Genomic DNA, 25,574 nt, shown 5'->3' on the forward strand with positions numbered 1-25,574 from the left:
TGCCCGTGCGGCCCTTCTGGTCAATCGCGGCTTTACCTTTTCCGGCCCCCGTGCCCTAGTGCGCACCAAAGATGCAGGGAACGGATCATGAGCAAGAGCCTGAAACGGGTGCGCGCAGCACTGGATGCGGCAGGGGTGCCGATCGACATCCATGAAACCCATGGCGCACGCACGGCGCAGATGGCAGCCGATGCGGTGAGCTGCGCCGTCGACCAGATCGCCAAGTCGATCATCTTTCGCGGCGAAACCAGCGGAGAGGCGATCCTGTTCCTGACCGCAGGCGGCAATCAGGTTGACGCCGACAAGGCCAGTGCGTTGGCCGGGGAACCGCTTGGCAAGGCGGATGCGGCGCTGGTGCGGGCGCAGACGGGCTTTGCCATCGGGGGTGTGTCGCCTGTCGGGCACTTGTCGCCGATCCGCGCCTTTATCGACCCGCGCCTGATGGCATTCGACGTGATATGGGCCGCCGCCGGGACGCCGAACCATGTCTTCGCGGTGGCTCCTGACGTGCTTGTGGACCTGACCGGCGCGCAGCAGGCAGAGTTCACCGCCTGACCCCGTCAGATCGCCGCGACCACCTTTTGTAGCAACCCTCGGACCTCGCCTGCGACGGCGTGCAATTCAGGATTGTCGATGCCTGACATCGAGGCCACGGGATCCACTGCGCTGACCTCGACCCCGCCCGGCACCTTCCGCAGGATCACGTTGCAGGGCAGCATCGCGCCCACGCGCGGCTCCATCCCGATGGCCTGAAACGCCATGTGCGGATTGCAGGCCCCGAGAATGCGATAGCTGTCCATGTCCGCGTTGATCTTGGCCTTCATGGTAGCCTGAACGTCAATCTCGGTCAGCACGCCGAACCCTTCGGCCTTGAGCGCCGCGCGCACGCGGGCATCCACCGCTTCGAAATCGGCATCTGGCATCAAGCGGTCGAGTGTATATCCCATGTCGCGCTCCTTTTTTTCAGGGGGGTCGTGCGTAGGATACATCGAAAACCGAATGAAACGTGAAATAAATAAGTTCACAAAATCAACGTGATATATGAAAATGTAAAAAAGATTCACATCAACGCTTGCAAAGCCGCCCACAAAGCCCAATCTAGGATATGTGAAAGCGATTTACATTCCAACACACGGAGACTGATGATGACACCTACTGCCACCGCCCCCGCCACAACCGGCCCGACCGGGTGGTTTTCGCGCGGCGAAGCCTGGCTGGACAGCAAAGGCAAAGGCGCCTGGATAGCTGCCATGGTCCTTGGCTTTATCTTCTTCTGGCCGGTCGGACTGGCCCTTGTTTTCTACATCACTTACACCAACCGCTGGAGCAACAAGATGTTCAACAAATCCTGTAGCCGCCGCACATCGCGGGCCCGTATGCATGGCATGACCCCGACCGGCAACAGCGCGTTTGACGCCTATCGCGAAGACACGCTGCGCCGCCTTGAAGAGGAACAGCGGTCTTTCGAAGACTTTCTCGAGCGTCTGCGCGAAGCCAAGGACAAGGCCGAGTTCGACCAGTTCATGGACGAACGTGCCCGCAAGGCCTCGCAGGATCGCGACGAGCCGATCGACGCCTGATCCCTGTTTTTCCTCCCTTACCTCCGGGCCTCGCACTGCGCGGGGCCCTTTCCGGCGCGCCAACCTGCGCATCTTTGACAAGTACCCCACAACACCTGGACACCCTGATGTATTCCGACGCCTCCGCCCTGCCCGATCCTGACATGCAGTCCGAATTCTATGCCGATGTGCCGACAAAGCGGCTTTTGGCGTGGCTGGTAGACTTTGTGGTGATCGCCCTGTTCTCGGCGCTGATCGTGCCCTTCACTGCGTTTACCGCCCTGTGGTTCTTTCCGGCGCTGTTGCTGGTGGTCGGGTTCGTCTATCGGACCATCACGCTGACCACGAAATCGGCCACTTGGGGGATGCGCCTGTTCTCGATCGAGTTCCGCGACCGCACCGGCCGCGCCTTTGACTTCGGCAGCGCCTTCCTGCACACGCTGGGCTATCACGTGTCAATCTCGGTCTTTCCGTTGCAGATCGTTTCGATCATCCTGATGCTGACCTCGTCGCGCAAACAGGGTCTGACCGACCATTTCATGGGGTCGGTGGCGATCAACCGCGCTGCGCGGTTCTGACCGATCCGCAACCGGCAAAGGGGGGTTGGCGCGCTGGAGAAGCGTTGTTATCGTCACGTGCGAACAGACCAAACGGAAACCCATGCGCCACACCCTGCCCCTTGCGCCCCAGTTCTATGTGACGGCCCCGCAGCCCTGCCCCTATCTTGAGGGGCGGATGGAGCGCAAGCTGTTCACCGCGCTGCAAGGGGACCATGCCACCGCGCTGAACGACACCCTGTCGCATCAGGGGTTCCGCCGATCCCAGAACGTGCTGTATCGACCGGCCTGTGCCGAGTGCAACGCCTGCCTGTCGGCCCGCATCGACGTGGCAAAGTTCAAGCCTTCGAAAACCCAGAAACGTATCCTCAAGCGCAACAGCCATTTGCACCGGCGGGTGTCTTCGCCCTGGGCCACGGATGAACAATACGACCTGTTCCGCCGCTATCTGGATACGCGCCATGCCGACGGCGGCATGGCCGATATGGACGTGTTCGAGTTTGCCGCGATGGTCGAGGAAACCCCGATCCGCAGCCGTATCATCGAATATTCAGATGCCGAGACTCAGGATCTGATCGGGGTATCGCTGACTGATGTGCTCGAAGACGGGCTAAGCATGGTCTACTCTTTTTACGACCCGACGCTGCCCCGCCAGAGCCTTGGCACCTATCTGATCCTTGACCATATCGCCGTCGCCCAAGAGGCGGGCCTACCCTATGTCTATCTGGGCTATTGGGTGCCCGGCAGCCCCAAGATGGGCTACAAGGCGCGCTTCTCGGGGCTTGAGGTCTATAGCGGCGGTCAATGGCAAGCCATGAACGACCCGTCGCAATTCGATGTGACTCACCATCCGCTCGCAAGCGAACCGATTGCGGAACAGGTGGCCAATATCACGCTGCCCGACGCCATTCCCCACAAGGGCTAAGTTGGAAACACAAAAATCGCATAATACTTGACAGGATTCGCGCCTCTCAAGCGTCGTTCACACACGCATATTTTCTCCATCGCAACGCACATGCCAACATGATGGAGAACACCATGAAACTGCCAACTGTCACCGCTTCTGCGCTTCTTATGGCCTCGACCGCATTGGCTGATATCCAGACCCGCGCCGTGACTTTTGAAAACGAAGGCGCGCTCTTGCAAGGCACGCTTTATTTTCCGAAAGACCACGATGGCACGCCGCTGCCAGCGGTTGTGATCACCGGTGCTTGGACTTCGGTAGAAGAGCAGATGCCAGCTACATATGCCCGTGAAATGGTGGCACGGGGCTTTGCCGCCTTTACCTTTGACTTTCGCGGCTGGGGCAAATCGGGCGACCTGCCCGATGGCGTACGCTTCAAGGAAAGCCCCGAAGCAAAAACCTCTGATATTCGCGCTGCTCTGTTAACCGTTGCCACCCTGCCCGAAGTGGATGCCAGCCGCATCAACGGCCTCGGGATCTGCGCCTCTGCCGGTTACATGGTCGACGCGGTGTCCGGGAACCCATTGGTACAGAAACTCGGGCTCGTCGCGCCTTGGTTGCAGGACGAAACAATCGTGGAAGCTGTCTATGGCGGCAAAGAGGGGGTCGCGGGCCTGATCTCGGTTTCGCGCAGCGCAGAGGAGTCCGGCGGTCAGATCATCCCCGCAGCAGGCCCCGAGGGCGCCGAAGGCGTCCTTATGCCAATCGGCGGCTATTACTACGAGGCCGATCGGGGCGGGATCCCCGAATACGACAACAAATGGAACAATGCGAGCTGGGAAAGCTGGTTGACCTATCACCCTGCCGACAACCCGCAACGGCTGGACAAACCGCTAGCCGTCGTGCACTCGGAAAGTGCAGCGATCCCGCAGGGACTCCAGAAATTCTTAGGCGATTTCGGAGGTAGCGTGACGACACAATGGCTGGAAGATGTGACCCAGTTTGACTTCTACGACAATCCCGAGGACGTGACACGCGCCGCCGACAGCGTCGCCGCACATTTCAAGAACAACTGATCCTTGTAGGGGGACCGCCACGTGCGGTGCCCCTATTCAGGGGATTTCTCATGTTTCGCAAACTCTTCTTCTCAACCGTCTCCGCCACCGCCTTGGCTATACCAGCCACTGCGGAGGACATTTCCGATCACGCAGACATTTCTCGCCTGATCACGGACATCGCCGCCGGGGCGGACCGCCACGAATGGTCCAGGGTTCGTTCTGCCTTTGGCGAGACCGTCACCGTGGACTACAGTAGCTTGTGGGGCGGCATGCCTTTGACACAATCCGCCGAGGATCTTGTCGCAGCATGGGCCGGTTTTCTTCCGGGTTTCGACATCACACATCACATGGTGACCAATCACACAATCACCGCAAAAGAAGGCAATACCGCCACAGCCGAGGCGGATTTCACCGCCACGCATCGCATCGGCACGGAAATCTGGGTGCTCGGCGGCCGCTATTCCTATGGGTTCGAGAAAACGGGCGCTGACTGGGCGATCACGTCATTGACTATGACTGCGTTGTGGGAGACCGGTGACAGGTCACTTGTCACGATAGCGGGCGCGCGCGCTGCTGCGGATTAACGGCTGCGCCTGTGGTCAATCCTTGCGATAGGCCGCAGGCGATACTCCGAACTTGCGCTTGAAGTGCTGGCCGAAGCGGCTCAGGTCACCATAGCCCACCCGACTGGCGATCTCAGCCACTGTCAATGTTCCGGTTTTCAACAGGGTTGCCGCCATATCCAGCCGCTCTGAAATCACGTATTGCAGGGGCGTGCGGCCAGTTTCTTTCTTAAACGCTTTGGAGAAATGTGTACCGCTCATCGCTGCAATCCCGGCCATCGTTTCAATCGAAAGGTCGTTGGCCAGATTGTCGTGGATGTAATCCAGCACGCGCCGCAGACGAACATCTTCGATCCCGACACGCCATTGCGGGGTCGGGCTCAGGGTTTCGACGATCTGCGCCGTCAACGCCCGCTGCAGGGTCTCGCGGTATAGACGCCCGCCCCCCAGTGCCGTGCTGGCCGTCAGGCTCAGGTTCAGGATAAGCGGGTCTATGTCGCCGACGATGGCGTCGAACTCAAAGGACCGGTCAATCCCGAATTCTTCGAGCAGCGCCTGATCAAGCGAGACCATGACAAAGTCGAGGTCATCATCATACTCGCAAACCCCATTGCTGCCCGCGGGCAACATCCAACCCTGGTGCCTGACCAGCGGCTTGGCGGTTGTGCGCGATGCACCAAGGGAAAAGCGGTGCGAGGGTTGGTCATTCAAAAAGATCCCGACCGAAAGAGTGGGCAACTCGAACGTTCCCCCACCTGCAGGCAAAACCGTTTTCTGCGACACAATCTTGGACATGATATCAAGTTACGTGCTCTGGGCCATTTTTCAACATTTGCACGATGTCACGTTTTGCTCTTGTCCGGACATATGCCGAGGCGTTCACGGTTGAAAATCTGGCCGACTGACCATCAATGATGTCCGACAAAAAAAGGGCCGCCCAATTTCTGGGCGGCCCTGTCTTTAAATTGTTCCTGTCAGATCAGTTCGGGATCAGATCCGGCAGGATCGTCACGATCGACGGGAAGTACCACAGGATCGCCAGACCCGCGACCTGGATCAGGACGAAGGGAATGATCCCGCGATAGATATGGCCCGTCGTAACCTCTTTCGGCGCCACGCCCCTGAGATAGAACAGGGCAAAGCCGAAGGGTGGTGTCAGGAACGAGGTCTGCAGGTTCACCGCGATCATGATGGTCACCCATTTCGGATCGAAATAAGAGCCATAGATCACCGGCCCAACAATCGGGATCACGATGTAAATGATCTCGAGGAAGTCGAGCACGAAGCCCAGGATGAACAGCACCAGCATCACGATCAGGAAGGCCGTGGCAGGATTGTCGAACGACTTCAGGAACTGCTGGATATAGTGTTCCCCACCGAACGAGATCACCACGAGGTTCAACAGCTGCGAGCCGATCAGGATGGTGAACACCATCGACGTGACCTTGGCCGTTTCCCGCACGATGGGCGTCAGTACCTTGCCGCGGAACAGAACCCAGCAGGAATACAGGATCCCGAACATTGCGAACAGATAGGCGCATTTGGCGACGACGAAGGCGATCCAGCTTTCGGTGCTGACATCATCCACGTTGACACGCAGGTCAAAGTTCACGCCGACCAGGATCATGATGATGATCGCGAAGGTCGCCCAGATGATGATCGCGCCGGATTTCTCCTGGTCGTGCAGCTTGCGATAGGCCGCGAGCAACAGCGCACCACCGGCCCCCAGCGCCGCAGCGGGCGTCGGGTTGGTGATCCCGCCAAGGATAGAGCCGAGCACAGCCACGATCAGAACCAGCGGCGGGAAGACCACGCGCAGCAGTTCGTTCTGGCCCAGCAGGCGGGTCGCATAGCGACAGCCATAAAGCGTCATCAGGATCGGGATCGCCAGATAGATCAGCGTCCAGCCCGGCGTGGTTTCCGGGGTGATGACAATCGCATCCACCGCCAGACCTAGCACGATGCCCGCGCCACCAATCAGCAATGGCGTGGTGTCACGAGACGGCGCCACCCCGCGTGCCGTGGTCAGGACAAAGGCCAGCAGCAGGAAACCAATCGCAATGCCCGATCCGATCGGCGCAGCCGAGGCCAGTTTCTCGACATAGGCGGCGGCGCGTTCTTCATCCGTCAGCGCACGCGCTTCCTGAACACCGCCCGCAGCGTCGATTGCAGCCTGCTCGGCCACCGCCGCATCCCAGGCTTCCTGTCCGTGCAGCTCGATCATCGAGGCCTGACACTGCTCGCCCACCTTGGTGCGCAGGCTTGCCGTCTGCCCAGCGTCCGAGAAGCTCTCGATCGTGACATCCTGATCCCCGATCAGGCCGACATTGGTCAGACCGATCAGGCCCGCCACCAGAAGCGCCGGAACCCCAAGGAACCAGACGATACCGTGGTTACGGCCAATCGGTTCGCTGTTGGCTGCGCCCAGTTCGACCGCAGGAGCCTTTTTCGGGTTCAGAAGTGCAAAGCCAAAGGCATAAAGCGCATACAACACCGCCAGCATGATGCCCGGGATCAGGGCCGCCTGGAACAGCGTCCCGACCGAGACCACCGCCGGTTCTCCGAGGAAGGTCAGCGCATCCGAACATCCGGCAAGCTGCGCGCGTTCTTCCTGTGCGGTCGAATAGAGGTCACCTGCAAGCGTGCCCAAGAGAACGATCACGATCGAGGGCGGGATGATCTGCCCCAGCGTGCCCGATGCGGCGATCACACCCGTGGCCAGTTGTGGCGAATAACCGTTGCGCAACATGGTTGGTAGCGACAGCAGCCCCATGGTCACAACGGTCGCGCCCACGATGCCGGTCGATGCCGCCAGGAACGCGCCCACAACCACAACCGACACGGCCAGACCGCCGGGTAGCGGGCCAAAGACGCGCGCCATGGTGGTCAGCAGTTCGTTTGCGATCTTCGAGCGTTCCAGCGTGATGCCCATCAGAACGAACATCAACACTGCCAGCAGGGTCTCGATCGAGGCCCCCGCGATCACGCGTTCGTTCATGCGGTTCACGATGAACGACAGGTTGCGGTCCATCGCCTGTTCCCAACCGCCGGGAAACACCGCTTCTTCTATGCGCGGAAGTTCCGGGTAGCGGAATATAGAGATGGCATCGGGTTTGATCCCCTGCGAGATCAGGTCCCCGTACATGGCCGACGACGTGTCGATGGCCTGGTGGATAAGGATGCCGGCGCTGTCCAGCGCAGCGATGATCGCGAACGAGATCACCCCTGCCCCGCCGATGGCGAACGCCACCGGGAAGCCCGACAAGATGCCTCCGAAGAGGCAGAGAAAGACGACAATCAGGCCGATTTCGACCCCATCAAGTCCGAATAGCATTGGTTCTGCCCCTTAGATCAGTGTGTGCCTTCGTAGGCTTCTTCGCCTTCGCCGAGACTATCCCGGTCGAGGTATTTGCCTTCGCTGGCTTTGCCTTCCTTCAGCTCGAGATACGAGCGGTAGAAGAAGGCGATGGCCTGCAGGAACACCATTGCGGCAAAGGCCACAAGAAGTACCTTGAACAGGAAATACGCGTTGAAGCCGTTGGGCGAGAAGCCGATGGTCTCGACATTCCATTTCACGATGCGGGATTTCTTCATCAGCAGCTCGACCTTGTCACTGGCCGAAACCTTGGGCGTGATCAGGTGGCGCCACATGAAGTACCAGCCATACATCCATGTCAGGACCGCAGCGGGCATCATGAAGACCATGGACCCGAACATGTCGATGATCTTTTTCACGCGGTAAGACACCACGGAATAAACAAGGTCCACCCGCACGTGGCCGCCCTGCACGAAGGTATAGGTCGCGCAAAGACAGACGATCATGGCATTATAGAGCTTCAGTTCTTCCGCCCACCAGCTGACGTCGTGGGTCAGGAAGTCGACATTCCAGATCAGCGAAATCTCGGCAACGGTAAAGATCCGCTGCATGAACACGATGACGATCTGTTGCAACACCATGAGCAGACCCGCCCAGGCAAAGAACCGTCCGACCGTGTTGGCAAAGCCTTCGAGCACACGCACACAGCCCCACATGAAGCCGTTGCGCCACAATCCGATGGCTGTGAAGATCAGGAAGGTCGTGAAGATCACGAAAAAGAATTCGACCGAACCACCATAGTAGATGAACCGCATCAGCGATTGCTTGTCTTCTACGGTCTCAAGGCCGCCGATCCAGGCCAGCCACGACCCCGGATGCGTGATCGCGTATCCGAAGTTGACAAAGGCTTGGCCGATATTGGTGAAAAACCAGACAATTGCGTCCAGCATATCCCCTCATCCCCTTATTGTTTTCATGAGGTGCGCTGTGCGACTTTTTGGAAAAGGCCCCCCGAAACAGTTCGGGAGGCCTCTCTTTTGGCTAAGGCTGTACTTAACCCAGTACGCGGTCGCGTTGTGCGCGGTAGGCGCTTTCCGACTTCTGGATCCAGCCCGACGAGGCGGACATCGACGCGGCGAAGCTGTCGTAGATCTTCTTGTAGATCTCGTCGCCCATGTTCTCCTGGTGTACTTCCATCGACGCTTTGCCGAAGGCATCCCAGACGCTGTCGGGGAATTCCAGAGTTTTCACACCGGCCGACTGCAGACGCTGCAGCGCCGCACCGTTGTTGTTCAGGAATTGCGCCAGGTTCCACTGGTGGGTTTCCGCACAGGCGATCTCGATGATCTTCTGGTGTGCAGACGACAGCGAGTCAAAGACTTCGCGGTTGGTCGCAACCGACAGACCCGCACCCGGCTCGTGGAAGCCCGCAGTGTAGTAGAACTTGGTGATTTCCTGGAAGCCGGCTTTTTCGTCCGCCCAGGGGCCGATCCACTCGGTGCCGTCGATCGCGCCCGATGCCAGTGCCTGGTACACTTCCGAACCCGGCAGGTTCTGAACCGATGCGCCCAGTTTACCCAGAGCTTTGCCGCCCAGACCCGGCATACGGAACTTCAGACCGTTAAAGTCTTCGGGACCATTGATTTCCTTGGCGAACCAGCCACCCGCCTGTGCACCTGTGTTACCGGCCAGGAAGGATTTCAGGCCGAAGATTTCGCCCAGCTCGTCATGCAGCGCCATACCGTCGCCATGGTAATACCAGTTGGCCAGTTCCTGCGCGGTCATACCGAAGGGCACAGCGGTGAAGAAGGCATAGCCCGGGTGCTGACCCACGAAGTAGTAGTCGGCAGCGTGATACATGTCGGCCTGACCGGCGGTCACGGCGTCGAACACTTCGAAAGCGCCAACCAGTTCACCGGCGGCTTTTACGTCGACGGTCAGCTGACCATCAGACATCGCGGTGATGCTGTCGGCGGTACGCTGTGCAGCGTCAAAAACGCCTGCCAGACCGCGGCCCCAAGTGGTGACCATGGTCAGGGTGCGCTTGCCTTGGGCATACGCCGGTGCCGCCAGAGTGGTGGCTGCAGCTGCGCCGCCAAGTGCCGAAGTTTTCAGAAAAGAACGACGATCCATAGAGTTCTTCCTCCCAGAATTAGTACATCCCCACGCTCTTCCGGCATGGGAACGGATCGTTGCAAGTGGGGCGAGCCTAGCTTTGGTGCCTGCAAGTTGGAATACCTATTACTGCGTAGAAACGGGGCAGCGTGGTAAATTTTCTGAACAAATGCCTCCGTAAAACTACGCAGAAACGCTGCCGCACTGGCCATTTCCCGCGAATCAACACTAGGATTCGCCCCCCGAACCAAGCTACGAATCAACCATGCGCCGGATTTTTTCGCATATGCGCCTGTCCTACGGGCAAAAGCTGGGCCTGTTGGCCACAGTGCCGCTGATTCTCGCGGTGGCCGCGATTTCGATCATCGTGGCGAACCAGTCGCGGCAGTTGGCCGACCGCGAGATCAAGGCGCTGGAAACCCAGTTGATCGAAGCGAAGAAGGCCGAGCTGAAGAATTATATCTCGATTGCGCGCACGGCATTTGTGAACATCTATGGCCGCGCGGCGCCGGACGATGAAGAGGCTATGCTGGCCGTGACCCAGATCCTGTCATCGATGATCTACGGGCAGGACGGATATTTCTTTGTGTTCGACTACGCGGGCAACAACCTTGTCAGCCCGCGCCAAACCTATCTGATCGGCAAGAACTGGACCGGGCTTGAGGACCTGAACGGCACCGCCATCACTGACGAGTTGATCCGCATAGCCCGCCAGGGCGGCGGCTACCATTCTTATGACTGGCCCAAACCGTCGAGCCGCGAAACCGCGCGTATGGTGACCTATGTGGTGGGCCTTCAGGACTGGCGTTGGGCGATCGGCACCGGCATTTTCATTGACGACGTGCTGGAGACCGTCGCGGCGGCGCGGGCCGAGGTGGAACACCGCGTGCGCCAGACGTCGATCTATATCGTGGTCATCACAGTGGCCGCCCTGTTCGTCGTGTTCCTGTCGGGGCTTGTTATCAATATCCGCGAACGCAGACTGGCCGATGCCAAGCTCAAGGAACTGACCCAGCGCGTGTTCGACGCGCAGGAGGAAGAACGCGGGCGCGTGGCGCGCGAATTGCATGACGGCATCAGCCAGCTTCTGGTCGGGGTGCGCTATGCGCTGGACAGCGCGCTGCGCCGATTCAAGTCGGGCGACGACCGCGCTCTTGAAACGCTAGAGAGCGGGATCGACCACCTGTCCGGCGCCATTCAGGAGGTCCGCCGGATCAGCCGCGACCTGCGCCCCGGTGTGTTGGACGACCTCGGTCTTGGCCCTGCCCTCAAGGCACTGACCGATGACTTTGCCGAGCGCACCGGTATCGAGACCGATTTCCACACGGTCGTCTTCCGAAACCGGCTGGACAAGGATGCCAAGAACGCCCTCTACCGGATTGCGCAAGAGGCCATGACCAATATCGAACGCCACGCCAATGCGACCCATGTGTCGATCGACATCCGTGGCCACAAGAAAGGCGCGACCCTGCGCATCGCCGACAACGGCACGGGCATGCCCCAGACCAGTTCGCGCCGCAGCGGTGGGGCCGGTTTGGGCCTGCGCAACATGCAGGAACGTGTCGAACAGCTGGACGGGACATTGCGCATCTTTTCCAGCCGGACAGGAACCATTATTGTGGCCGAAGTCCCGCTGTCGCACATGTTGCAACCCGAAGAACAGTCCCCGGGCAACCGAAAGGCCAGTGCATGAATGCTGAACCCGTCCGTGTCGTGATCGTCGATGACCACCCGATGGTCGCCGAAGGCATCCAGTCGATCCTCGAAAGTTATGACGACATTGCGGTGATTGCCACATTGTCAAACGGACGCGAGGCCGTGGACCGGATGCAAGCGTTGAACCCGGACGTGGTGCTGATGGACCTCAACATGCCCGAGATCGGCGGGTTGACCGCAACCGAAATGCTGCTTGAAGCCAAGCCGGACACCCGGATCCTGATCCTGTCGATGCATGACAGCCCCGAATATATCTCGACCGCGCTGTCCCATGGCGCGATGGGCTATGTGCTCAAGGACGTGCCGACCGAGGAAATCAAGACCGCGATTGATGCGGTGATGGAGGGCCGCCGGTATCTCTGCACCGGAGCCAAGGGATCGCTTGAACCGCAGGGCAGCGATGACCGCGAACCGTTGACCAGCCGCGAACAGACAGTGCTGTTGCAACTGGCCGCCGGAAAATCGAACAAGGAAGTGGCACTGGCCCTGAACATCTCGGTGCGCACGGTCGAAACCCATCGCAAGAACATCAAGCGCAAGCTGGGGATCAGTTCGACCGCCGGTCTGACCCGCTATGCGATGGAACATGGGGTCTTGCAGGGCACGGGTGTGAACGGGCTCTGAGTCATCATGTTGGCCGCATCGGCGTGCCGGACGGGGGCCAGCCCCCGCACCCCCGGAGTATTTTGGGCAAGATGAAGCCTTATTGATGGGAGGAGACGCGCCCGAATCCCAATCAATCGGGACATATCCGCACGGGCCTTTGCCGCAAATGTCCGAAAGCCGGTGGATTTGCGCAACTTTCGCAAAGTTTTTTACGGCCCAAGGACATTTTTTGCGATCTTTTTGCAGTTGCGAAAGGATTTCGCGGTTGACGCCCCTGCAGCAGGCTCATAATGTCCGCCCACGCAAACCAAGGAGCACCCAACGTGCAACCGCTAGTCGTCATCGTGGTACACAGGCGCATGGGCCGGTAACGGACACCATAACGGAACCCCATGCGCCCCCGTCAGACGATCGGGGGCTTTTTTATGCGTAAGATTTTGTGGCGTTGTAAACGGAGAGACAGATGACACGTCAGATGACCGGAGCAAGAATGGTCGTTCAAGCCCTCAAGGACCAGGGCGTGGACACGGTATTCGGATACCCCGGCGGGGCTGTCCTACCGATTTATGACGAGATCTTTCAGCAGAACGATATCCGCCACGTCCTCGTGCGGCACGAACAGGGTGCAGTGCATGCCGCCGAAGGCTATGCCCGGTCGACCGGCAAGGTGGGCGTGGCGCTTGTGACCTCGGGGCCCGGCGCGACCAATGCCGTGACCGGCCTGACAGACGCTTTGCTGGACTCGATCCCTATCATCGTGCTTTCGGGTCAGGTACCGACCTTCATGATCGGCTCGGACGCGTTCCAGGAAGCCGACACCGTGGGCATCACACGACCCTGTACCAAACATAACTGGCTGGCCAAGGACACCGAGACCCTGTCCGAGACCATCCATCAGGCGTTCCATGTGGCACGCTCGGGTCGTCCCGGTCCGGTCCTGGTGGACATCCCCAAAGATGTGCAATTCGCCAGCGCGGACTACACCCCGCCCCAGGCGGCCAAGACCGCGCATTACCAGCCGCAGATGAAAGGCGATATCGAAGCCATCACCGAACTGGTCGAGGCCATCGAGAAAGCCGAGCGCCCCGTGTTCTATACCGGGGGCGGCGTCATCAACTCGGGGCCCGCGGCCTCGCAGCTTCTGCGGGAATTGGTAGAGGCTACGGGTATTCCAATCACCTCGACCCTGATGGGGCTGGGCGCCTATCCCGCCAGCGGTGCGCAGTGGCTGGGTATGCTGGGGATGCATGGTCTTTACGAGGCCAACATGGCGATGCACGATTGTGACCTGATGATCAATGTCGGCGCGCGGTTCGACGACCGGATCACCGGCCTGATCTCGGCCTTTTCGCCGAAATCCAAGAAAGCCCATATCGACATCGACCCCTCGTCAATCAACAAGGTTATCAAGACCGACATTCCGATTGTTGGCGATGTGGGCCATGTGCTTGAGGATATCCTGAAGGTCTGGAAGGCCCGCGGCCGCAAGACCAACAAGGAAGGTCTGGCCAAGTGGCATGCCCAGATCACGCAATGGAAGAAGGTCGACTGCCTGAGCTTCAAGCAGGAAGGCAAGATCATCAAGCCGCAATACGCGCTGCAACGCCTTGAGGCGCTGACCAAGGACATGGACCGTTACATCACCACCGAGGTGGGCCAGCACCAGATGTGGGCCGCGCAATATCTGGGGTTCGAGGATCCGAACCGCTGGATGACATCGGGCGGTTTGGGCACCATGGGCTATGGCGTGCCGGCCTCGATCGGGGTGCAGATGGCGCATAAGGACTCGCTGGTCATTAATGTCGCGGGCGAGGCATCTTGGTTGATGAACATGCAGGAAATGGGCACCGCTGTGCAGTTCCGCCTGCCTGTAAAGCAATTCATCCTGAACAACGAACGTCTGGGCATGGTGCGCCAGTGGCAGGAACTCTTGCATGGCGAACGTTATTCGCATTCCTGGTCCGAGGCGCTGCCAGACTTCGTGAAACTCGCCGAGGCGTTTGGTGCGAAGGGTATCTATTGCGACAACCCCGACGATCTGGACGACGCGATCATGGAGATGATCAACTATGACGGCCCGGTGATCTTTGACTGTCTGGTGGAGAAACACGAGAACTGTTTCCCGATGATCCCGTCGGGCAAGCCGCATAACGAAATGCTTCTGGGCGAAGCCAGCACGCAAGGCGCGATCGAGGCCGGCGGCGCGGTTCTGGTGTAAGGAGAAAAAAGATGGCTGCTCTAAAAATCAAGAAAGGCTCGACCAAGCATTCGGCCTATAACCTGCGCCCGAACTTCTCGGACGTGCAGGAAACCCATACTCTGGCCGTGCTGGTCGACAACGAACCGGGCGTTCTGGCCCGCGTGATCGGGCTGTTCTCGGGGCGTGGCTATAACATCGAAAGCCTGACTGTGGCCGAGGTGGACCATCTGGGACACATGTCGCGGATCACCATCGTAACCAAAGGCACCCCACAGGTGATCGAACAGATCAAGGCCCAGCTGGGCCGGATCGTGCCGGTGCACGAGGTGCACGACCTGACAGTGGAAGGCGCGGCGGTCGAGCGCGAACTGGGGCTGTTCAAGGTCTCGGGCGTGGGCGACAAACGGATCGAGGCGCTGCGCCTGGCCGAAATATTCCGCGCCAACGTGGTGGATTCAACGCTTGAGAGTTTTGTGTTCGAGATCACCGGCGCGCCCGAAAAGATTGACGCCTTTGCCGAATTGATGCGCCCGCTGGGCCTCGTCGAAGTAGCCCGCACCGGTGTCGCGGCCCTGTCGCGCGGTGCGCAATAACCCTGCAGCAATACTTGCGGTACAAAACTAAAGGGGCGTCCAACCGGGCGCCCCTCACCATTTGCTATGACAATGCAATCACGCGACGACAAGATCTGATGTCCGCGATGACCGCTTCGGACGCATGAAAGGAATGACGTCGCAGGCGGTGCGCTTTCGCCGCGCGGGCGCGACCGGTTCGACAGCTTTCGGCGCCGAGGCCGCTGCATGAAGATCATCAGGCAAGCCCGCATAAGCCCCCTGCTCGATCCGGCGCGGGTTCTTGGCGTATCGCAAATGCCGTTCCTGCTGCAGCTCGAACTGCACGAGATCACCGGCATCCAGATCCAACATTTCCAACGGCACCTCGTCCCCCCCGTTGAAATAGGCCAGATCGCCCTGGTCTTCGCACCAGATGACCGCTTTGTTGTCTTGATTGTTACTCCAAAGAACCACGCCAAGCATTTGAGATCATTCCCCTTTCTGCCTCTTTCCAGAGTGTCACAAATGTTTTGACGCTAAGACATGAAAAATTGCGCGTCGCTTGCATCGGAATTGTGTCGACATTGACCAAACTTGATGCAAAACTGCATCAAGCTGATGCGATACCGCATCAATACATTCCACGACTGCGCATCAGATGCGCGCAACGATACGTATTCGGCGCCAAAGGCCCGCGGAGATTGACGTGACGGTCAAGAAAAACCCTCAAAACACACAGGTTTCCCCTGCTGAGCTGCGCAATATGTTCGGCGCGAATCTCCGTATTCTGGCGGACAGCTTTCCGTCCGTGTCCCAACTTTGTCGCGAGCTGGGAATCAACCGCACCCAGTTCAATCGCTACCTGTCAGGCGAAAGCTTTCCCCGCCCCGATGTGCTGCACCGGATCTGCACCTTCTTTGACATGGATGCCCGTATCCTGCTCGAGCCGATCGACAAACTGTCCGAGGGGCGTTCGGTTTTGAACCACCCGCTGATCGCCGACTATGTCGGCACCGGAATGACCGACATTCCGCAGGATGTGTTTCCAGACGGATTCTATCGCTTTTCACGGCGCAGTTTCACAGAAACCGACCTGATTGTCGTCGGCCTGGTTTATGTGTTCCGAAAGGACCGCCATACCTTCATTCGCGGCTACGAGGCCAAGGACGCCATGCGCCAGCACGGCCTGCCCACCGACCCGGAAACCCGCGAGTTTCGTGGCGTCTTCATTCCGCAGGAAGACGGGGTCGCCGCGCTTGTCTCGCACAAACAGACCATGGCCACGTCGTTCAACTATCTCAGCCGTGTGTCCTCGTTCCAGAACCATTTCTGGATCGGCTATGCTACGCGCACCGTACGCGAAACGGTTGATGGGCGCCGTGCGGCCCGGCTGGTCTATGAACATCTTGGCAAGGACACCCACGCCGTCCTGTCTGCGGCACGCTCGGTCGGGTTTTACAACGCCGAAAACCTCTTGCCCTATCACAGGAAATTGCTGAACCTCGATCAGCCTTTTGCCTGAACCTGCGAAGGGTCAGGGTCAGGCTTCGGCCACCTGCAATACCTCTTCGGCGGCCTCTTGCTTGCCTGCGGCCTTGATCAACGCATAAAGATGCCAGGTGGCATGCCCAAGCACGGGCAATGCGATCAACAGCCCCAGGAAAGCCGGCACCATTGCGACGAATGTTGTCACAGAAATGAACACAGCCCAGAAAATCATGATCACGAAATGACTTTGCACATATTGGAAGCTTGTGATCATGGCCGTGACGAAATCCACCTCGCGGTCCAGCAGAAGTGGCAGCGAGAGCACCGTGATCATATAAAGCAGCAGGGCAAACAACGCGCCCACCACCGTGCCGACCCCCAGCATCATCAGCCCGTTTCCGGTAAGGTACACCTCGAAGGATGACGACACATTCGTCATGGTCGACAACCCGAGGAACAGCGCAAAAATCATATGCGCCAGAAAGAACCAGAACAGGAACACGATGACGATCACGGCACAGATCGACGGCATCTGCCGTTTGGTCTGCCGACCGATCACCCCGAAAATGGCGTAGACGTCCATCGCCTTTTTCTGTTCCAACCTTCGCGACACCTCGTATAACCCCACGGCCGCGAACGGCCCGATCAGAGGAAACCCGATCGCCGCAAACACCAGCCAATAGCTGTGGCCCGTCTTCATGGTGATCCACGCCAGAATCCAGCCCACGATCATGTAAAAGCTTGCAAAGATCAGGCCAAAACCCGGCTTGGCCAGGAAATCCCGCCACCCGCGCGCCACGGCTTCTTTCAACATGGCCGGGGTCACATCCCCCAGGTCGGGCACGCCCAGTTTCGGTGTTTCCGGCATCCATCCCTCCCAAAATGTCTGTCGTTCTTACGATAAGACCCGCAGAACGTGCACAAATCAACCGTCATGAATATGAGGTGGGGATTTTTGCGGCCAAAGGGTGGCCTCGTGATAGGTCTGGGCCACGTTCAGCAACGACAGATCCGCGCCCTTTCTGGCGAACAGCTGCACCCCCATCGGCAGACCCTGATCCGAAAAGCCACATGGCAACGAGATGCAAGGCACCCCGGCCAGGCTGACCGGAACCACCACCTCCATCCAGCGATGATAGGTGTCCATCTGCGCACCCGCAATCTTCTGTGGCCAATCCCATTTGGCCGGGAACGGCCAGACCTGCGCCGATGGCAGGGCAAGAAAATCATAGGTGTCGAACAACCCTGCCAGCAGGGTGAACCAGCGCGACCGCAACGCTGCGGCCTTGGCAATCTGCTGACCGGTCAGGGTCAGACCGTTCTCGATCTCCCACACCGCCGCCGGTTTCAACTGCGCGCGCGTCGCCGGATCGCTGTAAAGCGGTGCCAGATCCGAGGCCACGGCCCAATGCCGCAGCACGGTCCAACTGTGCCACAGATCTTCTGCGGCGAAAGGAGGCGCAACCGTTTCAAGCTCGGCCCCGATCCCTTCGAACACTGACAGGCCCTGTTCACATTGCGCCAGCACACCCTCTTCCATCGAATAGGCGCCGCCCCAGTCGCCCAGCCAGCCGATCCGCACGCCGTCCAACTTTTCAGGTGCGTTCAGGGTCCAGTCCTGCACCGCCGCGTTGTGCGGAACGGCAAGGTTGGGGCGCGCCATCACCGACATCAGCAACGCCAGATCACGGGGGCTACGCGCCATCGGCCCATTGGTTGAAAGCTGCTGCAAGAACGTCTCGCCACCTGGCGCCCGCGGCACCACGCCCCAGCCAGGCCGGAACCCGTAGACATTACAAAAGGCCGCCGGGTTGCGCAGCGAGCCCATCATGTCGGACCCGTCGGCCAGCGCCACCATGCGCGTCGCAAGGGCCGCCGCCGCACCGCCAGACGATCCGCCAGCCGTGCGATTGCTGTCGTAGGGGTTTCTTGTCACGCCATAAACTGGGTTGATGCTGTGTGATCCCAACCCGAATTCCGGCACATTGGTCTTCCCGACAAAAATCGCACCCTCGGCGCGCAGATGCGCGACCATGGGGCTGTCGACCTCTGCCACGCGATCAGCGAACAGTGGTGATCCGTCGGTTTGCACCACGCCGGCGAGTGGCTCAAGATCCTTGACCGCAAATGGCAGCCCCCAAAGCGCCCCCTGCGCACCACGTGCATCTGCCGCCCGCGCCTCGGCCATCAGGGTATCGCTGTCGCGCAAAGCCACGATTGCGTTCACGGCGCCGTTTACGGCCTCGATCCGCTCCAGCGTCGCTGCCATGACCGCCGCGCAGGTGGTCCGGCCTTCTCGCAGATCGGCCAGCAAATCCACCGCGTCCTTGTCCAGAATATCCATCACACCCTCCCTTTTGCTCAAAACATGAAAGGCCCTGCAAAGACTTGCAAGGCCCCATCTTTTTCTTGGTCAAAAATACCTTGGGGTGAATTGGCGCCGCAGGCGGCAAGAGGGGCAACGCCCCTGCCCTCATCCAGGGTCCCTAGTCTTCGGCCTGCGCGTCTGCGCGGCTCTTGCCCGCCACGTCCATCGCCAGCGTGGCCGCCATGAACCCGTCCAGATCCCCGTCCAGCACACCCTTTGTGTCCGAGGTTTCATGGTTGGTGCGCAGGTCCTTCACCATCTGGTAAGGCTGCAGCACGTAAGACCGGATCTGGTTGCCCCATCCGGCATCGCCCTTGGCCTCGTGGGCCTCGTTGATGGCGGCGTTGCGGCGGTCCAGTTCCATCTGGTACAGGCGCGATTTCAGCGCCTTCATGGCGATATCACGGTTCTGGTGCTGGGATTTCTCGGAACTGGTGGTCACGATCCCGGTCGGAATGTGGGTGATCCGCACAGCCGAGTCCGTCGTGTTCACGTGCTGCCCGCCCGCACCGGACGACCGGTAGGTGTCGATACGGATGTCGGCCGGGTTGACCTCGATCTCGATATTGTCATCCACCACCGGATAGACCCAGACAGAGGAAAACGAGGTGTGCCGCTTGGCGGCCGAGTCATAGGGCGAAATCCGCACCAGACGGTGCACGCCGGATTCGGATTTAAGCCAGCCATAGGCGTTGTGCCCCGAAATTTTGTAAGCAGCGGATTTGATGCCCGCCTCTTCGCCCGGAGTCTCGGACTGCAACTCGACCTTGTAGCCCTTTTTCTCGGCCCAGCGGACATACATCCGCGCCAGCATCGACGCCCAGTCGCAGCTTTCGGTGCCGCCCGCGCCCGAGTTGATCTCGAGGAAGGTGTCGTTGCTGTCGGCCTCACCATCCAGAAGCGCCTCAAGCTCTTTCTCGGCGGCCTTCTCGGCCAGCGCCTTGAGCGCGGCCTCGGCATCGGCGACGACCTCGTCATCCTCTTCCATCTCGCCCAGTTCAATAAGCTCGATATTGTCGTTCAGATCGGTCTCGATCGCATTGACCGTGTCGAAGGCATCGACAAGGCTCTGGCGTTCGCGCATCAGTTTCTGCGCGCCTTCGGGGTCGTTCCAGAGGTCGGGATCTTCGACGCGCGCGTTGAATTCCTCAAGCCGGTACTTGGCGGTTTCCCAATCCATGCGCTGGCGCAAAAGCTCAAGCGATTTCCTGATTTCCGCAACGATATTCTGGGTTTCAGCGCGCATCGGGGGATCCGTTTCTGTGATGTCAGATCAGGGTGATACCGCACCTCTTGGGCACGGGCAAGGCAATGCGCGGCGGGAACCTCATGAATCCGGGGCACTTTACAGACTTGGCACAGGACCGCGCCGGATATGACGGATCAGTACAACCCGCCCGAACTGAGCGTGCCAAAATCGGCCTTGGGTCCGACCACAGCCTTGCGTCCGCTTGAGGTCGTGACCTCGCGCCCGCCATAGGACTCCACCTCTTTCACCAAAGGCAGGTTGGCCCCCATCGCAAAGCCGCCATCATAGGTGATGCCGAACACAGGCTCTTCGCCGTCACGGAAATACTCGGCCACCACATTCGGCCCACTGGCGTCATCCGCCAGACGCGCGCCGGTGTAGCGGTCGATCTTGATGAAATGCCCGCCCGGCGGCACGCGGAACTTGCCCGAGCCGTATTTCTCGACAGCCTCTTTCATGAATTCCTGGAACACAGGGCCACAGGTGTTGCCCCCATATGTGCCCCGACCCAGCGGACGCGGGCGGTCATAGCCGATATAGCACCCCGCCACGATTGAGTTGGTGAAGCCGACAAACCACACATCCTTGGCATCGTTGGTCGTGCCGGTCTTACCGGCGGTCGGCACCGGCAGGTTGATCGCGCTCGAGGCGGTGCCCCGGCTGACCACACCCTGCATCATCGAGGTGAGCTGATAGGCGGTGATGGCGTTCATGACCCGTTCGCGGTTCGAGACAATCCGCGGGCTGCGGTCCTCGGCAATCGCAGGGTTGTCACAATCGGTACAGTCGCGCTGATCGTGGCGATAGATCGTCTTGCCATAACGGTCCTGCACGCGGTCGATCAGGGTCGGCTCAACCCGTTCGCCGCCATTGGCAAACATCGCATAAGCCGCGACCATCTTGTAAAGCGTGGTTTCCTCGGACCCGAGGGAGTTGGCCAGGAACTTGCCCATGTCGTCATAGACACCGAACCGTTCGGCATAATCTGCGACCACATCCATCCCCACTTCCTGAGCCAGACGAATGGTCATCAGGTTCCGCGAAAATTCGATCCCGGTGCGCAGCGGCGTCGGCCCATAGAACTTGTTGGACGAGTTGCGAGGCCGCCAGACACCCTGCGGTGTGTTGATTTCGATCGGGGCGTCGATGACGATGGTCGCAGGGCTATAGCCACTGTCCAGCGCCGAGGCATAGACAAAAGGTTTGAACGAAGAACCGGGCTGGCGTTTGGCCTGTGTGGCGCGGTTGAAAACCGAATCCTGATAGCTGAAACCGCCCTGCATCGCCAGAACACGGCCGTTCTTGACGTCCATCGCCATGAACCCGCCCTGCACCTCTGGCACCTGCCGAAGGGTCCAGCGCACAAAGCTGCCGTCATCATCCTTGGTCATGGCCCGCACCAGCACGACGTCGCCCTGTTCGAGAAGATCACCGGCCACGGTTGCCTTCTTGCCACGCGATCCATCTGCGTTCACCTTGCGGGCCCACTGGACATCCTTGGCGGGGATGAAATGGCCGTCCGCATCGTCCTCGACGCCCTCGATCCCGATGCGCGCATCGTTCCGGCCCACCTCAAGTACCACGGCGGGGTGCCATTGCCCTTCAAGGTCGATGTCGCGGGGCACTTCCAGTTCGGCCAGTGCCGCACGCCACGCGGTCTCGTCGCCCAGCACATCTTCTGGCAAACGTGCGCCGGTACCACGCCACAGGCCTTGGCTGCGGTCGTATTTCTCAAGCGCGCGCTGCAGGGCGTGGGCCGCGATTTTCTGCATTTCCGGGTCCACGGTGGCACGCACTGTCATACCGCCCGAGAAAAATTCATCCTCGCCGAAATAGCCGCTGGCCTGCCGACGGATTTCGTCGGTGAAATAGTCACGCGGCGGCAGGGTCGATTTGAAGCTGTCAAAATCGCCATTCTGGACCGAGCGCAGCGGCTTGGCCCTTTCGGATTCATAGGTGGCGGTGGTGATGTAGCCGTTTTCCGCCATCTCGCGCAGCACGTAGTTGCGCCGTTCCAGCACCCGTTCCTTGTTGCGCACCGGATGGAAGCGACCCGGCGCCTTTGGCATCGCGGCGAGCGTGGCGGCCTCGTGTGGTTCAAGATCCGTCAGGGACTTGTTGAAATAGGTCTGCGCTGCAGCGGCCACACCGTAAGAGTTCTGCCCCAGGAAAATCTCGTTCAGATAGAGTTCAAGGATTTGGTCCTTGCTCAGGGTTTCCTCGACCCGCGTGGCAAGGATGATTTCCTTGATCTTACGTTCGATCTTGCGGTCCCCACTCAGAAGAAAGTTCTTCATCACCTGCTGGGTGATGGTCGAGGCCCCGCGCACGTCGCGCCCGCGCGACTGTACCGCTTCGACCGCGGCGGCAGCGATCCCGCGCGCGTCATAGCCGGAATGGTGGTAGAAATTCTTGTCTTCCGCCGAGATGAACGCCTCTTTCACCATGTCGGGGATTTCGTCAGCCGGCACGAACAGGCGACGTTCCTTGGCGAATTCGTCGATGATCTGCCCCTCGCCCGAATAGATCCGGCTGATCGTGGGGGGCTTGTATTGTGCAAGGCTTTCGTGGCTTGGCAACTCGCGCCCATAGATCCAAAACACCGCCCCGATCGACAGGGCGATCACGGCGGCACCCATCGTCAGAAACGTGAAGATGGTTCCGAAAAAGGAAAGAATGGCTCTCAGCACCGGGGTCTCACAATCGCACTAGGGTCATCGGGTGTTGTGCCTCTATACAGTCAGGCGTCCGAGGGGTCAAAACACAACCGCGCGCGCGATGGGCATCTTTTCGCCGTCAGAGCCTGTCTTTACTGGCGCACAAGATCTCGCAGGACTTTGTCTTCGGCCACCCATTTCAGCACGCCATCGCGCAGGCCGCCCGCCATGGCCGCCCGCCAGTTCGGATCCTGCAAGCGGGTCATATCGCGATTCGACGACAGGAACCCCACCTCGATCAGAACCGAGGGCACATCAGCCGCCTTGAGCACGGAAAATCCCGCCTGCCGCAAGGGTTTGCGGTTCAAGGGGCCCGCCGCGGCCTCCATCGCATCAACCAGAGATGAGGCCAGAAGCCGCGAGCGGGGCGCGGTTTCCAGGCGCGCGAGGTCAAGCAGCACATCGGCCACCTCGTCCTCGGCCCCGGTGAGGTCGATCCCGGCAAGAATATCGGCCCGGTCGTGCCGTTGCGCCAGAATGGCCGAGGCCTTGTCGCTGGCGTCCTTGGCAAGCGTATAGACCGTAGCCCCCGACGCGCCGCCCTGCTGCAAGGCATCGGCATGCAGCGAGATGAACAGATCAGCCCCGACTTCATGAGCGATGGACACCCGCCGCTCAAGCGAGACGAACACGTCTTCATCGCGGGTCAGGATCACCTCGAAATTGCCCGACCGCCGCAGGGTATCGCGGATTTCACGGGCAAAGGTCAGCATCAGTTCTTTTTCCACGGCGTTGCCGCGCTGTGCCCCGGGGTCGATCCCGCCATGCCCCGGATCCAGCACCACAACCACCGGCGCCCAGGCCGGGCGTTCCGCGCGCGCCTGTCCCTCGGGCAGGGCCGGATCGGGTAAGTCCCAGCGCGGGTCATGCGGCACGCCCGTGCCTTCGGCAAACACCTCGGGCGCGACGGGGCGCATCAGCACGGAGAGGCGCGCAGCCCCGCTTTCGGCGTCAAGGGTCATGCCGGCCTTGTCAACGCGCAGCGGCGCGTCAAGAAGCACCACCATACGGCTCCAGCCCGGCCGGAACTGGCCAAAGCGCACATCCTGCACCCCGTCCACCTGCCCAAGGCTTTCGGCCTCGAAGCCGGTCCAGTCGATTTCGCGGAAATCCAGTACAAGACGACGCGGATCATCCAGCTGGAACACCCGCCACGGCACACCTTGCGACAGACCAAGATTCAAGGCCACCGCACCGCGCCGTTCCTCGCGCAGGGCGCTGTCCGCGCTGTCCACCCGCGCGAGGCCGGTAAAGTCCTGCGCAGTCGCAAGCCCGGCCCAGAAGACCATTGCCAGAAGGAAAAGAATCCTGCCCATACCCTTACCTCTTTTGGCGGTATCTTAAGGCAGAGCGCGCTGCAGAACCACCGTCCCTGCGTTGCCTTTTTTATCAGTTACACCGAGGGACCGGCAGAGTGCCGCCGTCAGACAAACCCGCGCGCGGCCATGAACCGTTTCAGACGCGCCAGCCCCTCGGCGATATCCGCAGTTGAACGGGCATAGGAAAACCGCAGTGTGCCTGCGCCCCGAACCGGATCGAAATCCAGCCCCGGCGTGACAGCGACCCCGGCCTCGTCAAGGATTTCGCGGGCAAAGGCGCGGCTGTCCTCGGTGAACTGACTCACATCGACATAGACGTAGAACGCCCCGTCGGGCGGCGCAAAACTTGTGAACCCGGCCTTGGGCAGCCCGTCGATCATCATCTGCCGGTTGGCGCGATAGACCTGCATGTTTGCTTCAAGTTCTTCATGGCAATCCATCGCGGCCAGCGCCGCCACCTGGCTGGCATGGGGCGCGCAGATGAACATGTTCTGCGCCAGTCGTTCGACCGTGCGCACGTGATCCTCGGGAACGACCATCCAGCCCACCCGCCAGCCGGTCATCGAAAAATATTTGGAGAAGGAATTGATGACATAGCAGTCATCGGCGATCTCCAGCGCGGTCACGGCCTTGGCCTCGTATTCGATGCCATGATAAATCTCGTCACTGATAAACGCCGCCCCCTTGGCCGCGCAGGCCTCGACAAGCGCAGACATCGACCCCTTGTCGAGCATCGTGCCGGTGGGATTCGCCGGTGACGCCACCATAAGCCCCTGCACATCCATATCTGCAAAATCTGCTGGTACGGGTTGCAGGCGATTGGCCTCGGACGTTTGCAAATCCACCGGTGTCAGCGAAAGCGCCTTGAGAATCTGCCGGTAAGACGGATAGCCCGGCGCCCCGATCGCCACACGGTCGCCCGCATCAAACAGCGCCGTGAACGCCAGAAGAAACGCACCGGATGACCCCGGCGTGACAATCACCCGTGCAGGGTCCAGATCGACATTGTACCACGCGCCATAGAGCCGCGAAATCCGCTCTCGCAGCGCGGGCAACCCCAGTGCCACGGTGTATCCCATCGCGTCTTGCGCCATCGCATTGGCCAGTGCCTGCCGCGCGCCTTCCGGAGCGGGCGTGCCGGGTTGGCCCACTTCCATGTGGATGATATGGCGGCCATCCACCTCGGCCTGACGTGCCGCTTCCATGACATCCATCACAATGAAGGGATCAACCATCCCGCGTCTTGAGTTCCGCATTTTTTTCGTCCCTAGTGTCGCCATGATCT

Annotated in this window: 23 protein-coding genes; 11 read left to right on the top strand and 12 right to left on the bottom strand. The window is 60.0% G+C overall.

Annotated features, from left to right (window positions below; all coding sequences use genetic code 11):
• Positions 1–87 precede the first annotated feature (87 nt).
• On the top strand, positions 88–555 hold the full coding sequence (locus WNE31_RS04865) for a YbaK/EbsC family protein (protein ID WP_349978575.1): 468 nt from the start codon (positions 88–90) through the stop codon (positions 553–555).
• Positions 556–560: 5 nt separating this feature from the next.
• Here the strand turns inward: WNE31_RS04865 and WNE31_RS04870 are convergent, their stop codons facing one another.
• Positions 561–947 (bottom strand): DUF302 domain-containing protein, encoded by a 387-nt coding sequence (locus WNE31_RS04870; RefSeq protein ID WP_349978576.1) that lies wholly within the window; start codon positions 945–947, stop codon positions 561–563.
• A gap of 195 nt (positions 948–1,142) precedes the next feature.
• Between WNE31_RS04870 and WNE31_RS04875 the strand changes: the two genes are divergently transcribed.
• The 5 genes from WNE31_RS04875 (at position 1,143) to WNE31_RS04895 (ending at position 4,662) form a co-directional block, all read left to right on the top strand.
• On the top strand, positions 1,143–1,580 hold the full coding sequence (locus WNE31_RS04875; protein ID WP_349978577.1) for a DUF2852 domain-containing protein: 438 nt from the start codon (positions 1,143–1,145) through the stop codon (positions 1,578–1,580).
• Between the two features lie 107 nt (positions 1,581–1,687).
• Positions 1,688–2,137, top strand: coding sequence for an RDD family protein (locus tag WNE31_RS04880; RefSeq protein WP_349978578.1), 450 nt, complete (start codon positions 1,688–1,690; stop codon positions 2,135–2,137).
• A gap of 82 nt (positions 2,138–2,219) precedes the next feature.
• On the top strand, positions 2,220–3,041 hold the full coding sequence (locus WNE31_RS04885; protein WP_349978579.1) for an arginyltransferase: 822 nt from the start codon (positions 2,220–2,222) through the stop codon (positions 3,039–3,041).
• A gap of 113 nt (positions 3,042–3,154) precedes the next feature.
• On the top strand, positions 3,155–4,096 hold the full coding sequence (locus WNE31_RS04890; protein ID WP_349978580.1) for an alpha/beta hydrolase: 942 nt from the start codon (positions 3,155–3,157) through the stop codon (positions 4,094–4,096).
• Positions 4,097–4,146: 50 nt separating this feature from the next.
• Positions 4,147–4,662, top strand: a complete 516-nt coding sequence (locus WNE31_RS04895; protein WP_349978581.1) for a nuclear transport factor 2 family protein — start codon at positions 4,147–4,149, stop codon at positions 4,660–4,662.
• A gap of 15 nt (positions 4,663–4,677) precedes the next feature.
• Here WNE31_RS04895 and WNE31_RS04900 read toward each other — a convergent pair whose 3' ends face one another.
• The 4 genes from WNE31_RS04900 to WNE31_RS04915 form a co-directional block, all read right to left on the bottom strand.
• Positions 4,678–5,436: an AraC family transcriptional regulator gene (locus WNE31_RS04900; RefSeq protein ID WP_349978582.1), complete on the bottom strand. Its 759-nt coding sequence runs from the start codon at positions 5,434–5,436 to the stop codon at positions 4,678–4,680.
• Between the two features lie 184 nt (positions 5,437–5,620).
• A complete protein-coding gene (locus WNE31_RS04905; RefSeq protein ID WP_349978583.1) occupies positions 5,621–7,975 on the bottom strand; it encodes a TRAP transporter large permease in 2,355 nt (784 codons plus the stop codon).
• Positions 7,976–7,992: 17 nt separating this feature from the next.
• Positions 7,993–8,907, bottom strand: coding sequence for a TRAP transporter small permease subunit (locus WNE31_RS04910; RefSeq protein WP_349978584.1), 915 nt, complete (start codon positions 8,905–8,907; stop codon positions 7,993–7,995).
• Positions 8,908–9,010: 103 nt separating this feature from the next.
• Positions 9,011–10,090 carry a TRAP transporter substrate-binding protein gene (locus WNE31_RS04915; RefSeq protein WP_349978585.1) on the bottom strand — a complete coding sequence of 360 codons (1,080 nt, stop codon included), beginning with the start codon at positions 10,088–10,090 and terminating at the stop codon, positions 9,011–9,013.
• A gap of 247 nt (positions 10,091–10,337) precedes the next feature.
• Here WNE31_RS04915 and WNE31_RS04920 point away from each other — a divergent pair, with 247 nt between their 5' ends.
• The 4 genes from WNE31_RS04920 to ilvN all read left to right on the top strand — a co-directional run bounded on the left by WNE31_RS04920 (position 10,338) and on the right by ilvN (position 15,187).
• A complete protein-coding gene (locus tag WNE31_RS04920; RefSeq protein ID WP_349978586.1) occupies positions 10,338–11,765 on the top strand; it encodes a cache domain-containing protein in 1,428 nt (475 codons plus the stop codon).
• Positions 11,762–12,412, top strand: a complete 651-nt coding sequence (locus tag WNE31_RS04925; RefSeq protein ID WP_349978587.1) for a response regulator transcription factor — start codon at positions 11,762–11,764, stop codon at positions 12,410–12,412. The genes WNE31_RS04920 and WNE31_RS04925 overlap by 4 nt, the downstream gene beginning before the upstream one ends.
• Before the next feature lie 445 nt (positions 12,413–12,857).
• Positions 12,858–14,612: an acetolactate synthase 3 large subunit gene (locus WNE31_RS04930; protein ID WP_349978588.1), complete on the top strand. Its 1,755-nt coding sequence runs from the start codon at positions 12,858–12,860 to the stop codon at positions 14,610–14,612.
• An 11-nt stretch (positions 14,613–14,623) separates the two neighbouring features.
• The gene (gene ilvN / locus WNE31_RS04935) at positions 14,624–15,187 is read left to right on the top strand and encodes an acetolactate synthase small subunit (protein ID WP_349978589.1); all 564 of its coding nucleotides are present in this window, start codon (positions 14,624–14,626) and stop codon (positions 15,185–15,187) included.
• A 78-nt stretch (positions 15,188–15,265) separates the two neighbouring features.
• Here ilvN and WNE31_RS04940 read toward each other — a convergent pair whose 3' ends face one another.
• The gene (locus WNE31_RS04940; RefSeq protein ID WP_349978590.1) at positions 15,266–15,631 is read right to left on the bottom strand and encodes a hypothetical protein; all 366 of its coding nucleotides are present in this window, start codon (positions 15,629–15,631) and stop codon (positions 15,266–15,268) included.
• Between the two features lie 223 nt (positions 15,632–15,854).
• Between WNE31_RS04940 and WNE31_RS04945 the strand changes: the two genes are divergently transcribed.
• Entirely contained in the window at positions 15,855–16,670 is an 816-nt protein-coding gene (locus tag WNE31_RS04945; RefSeq protein ID WP_349978591.1) for a helix-turn-helix domain-containing protein, read from the top strand.
• An 18-nt stretch (positions 16,671–16,688) separates the two neighbouring features.
• Here WNE31_RS04945 and WNE31_RS04950 read toward each other — a convergent pair whose 3' ends face one another.
• The 6 genes from WNE31_RS04950 to WNE31_RS04975 all read right to left on the bottom strand — a co-directional run bounded on the left by WNE31_RS04950 (position 16,689) and on the right by WNE31_RS04975 (position 25,545).
• Entirely contained in the window at positions 16,689–17,504 is an 816-nt protein-coding gene (locus tag WNE31_RS04950) for a DUF2189 domain-containing protein (protein ID WP_349978592.1), read from the bottom strand.
• 57 nt (positions 17,505–17,561) lie between these two features.
• Positions 17,562–18,980 (bottom strand): amidase, encoded by a 1,419-nt coding sequence (locus WNE31_RS04955; RefSeq protein ID WP_349978593.1) that lies wholly within the window; start codon positions 18,978–18,980, stop codon positions 17,562–17,564.
• A 142-nt stretch (positions 18,981–19,122) separates the two neighbouring features.
• Positions 19,123–20,250 (bottom strand): peptide chain release factor 2, encoded by a 1,128-nt coding sequence (prfB, locus tag WNE31_RS04960; protein WP_349978594.1) that lies wholly within the window; start codon positions 20,248–20,250, stop codon positions 19,123–19,125.
• A 137-nt stretch (positions 20,251–20,387) separates the two neighbouring features.
• A complete protein-coding gene (locus WNE31_RS04965; protein WP_349978595.1) occupies positions 20,388–22,943 on the bottom strand; it encodes a penicillin-binding protein 1A in 2,556 nt (851 codons plus the stop codon).
• A 119-nt stretch (positions 22,944–23,062) separates the two neighbouring features.
• On the bottom strand, positions 23,063–24,286 hold the full coding sequence (locus tag WNE31_RS04970; protein ID WP_349978596.1) for an N-acetylmuramoyl-L-alanine amidase: 1,224 nt from the start codon (positions 24,284–24,286) through the stop codon (positions 23,063–23,065).
• A 107-nt stretch (positions 24,287–24,393) separates the two neighbouring features.
• A complete protein-coding gene (locus tag WNE31_RS04975; protein WP_349978597.1) occupies positions 24,394–25,545 on the bottom strand; it encodes a pyridoxal phosphate-dependent aminotransferase in 1,152 nt (383 codons plus the stop codon).
• Between the last annotated feature and the right edge of the window lie 29 nt (positions 25,546–25,574).

It is taken from the genome of Shimia fortis, assembly GCF_040225985.1.
Classification (GTDB): domain Bacteria; phylum Pseudomonadota; class Alphaproteobacteria; order Rhodobacterales; family Rhodobacteraceae; genus Shimia.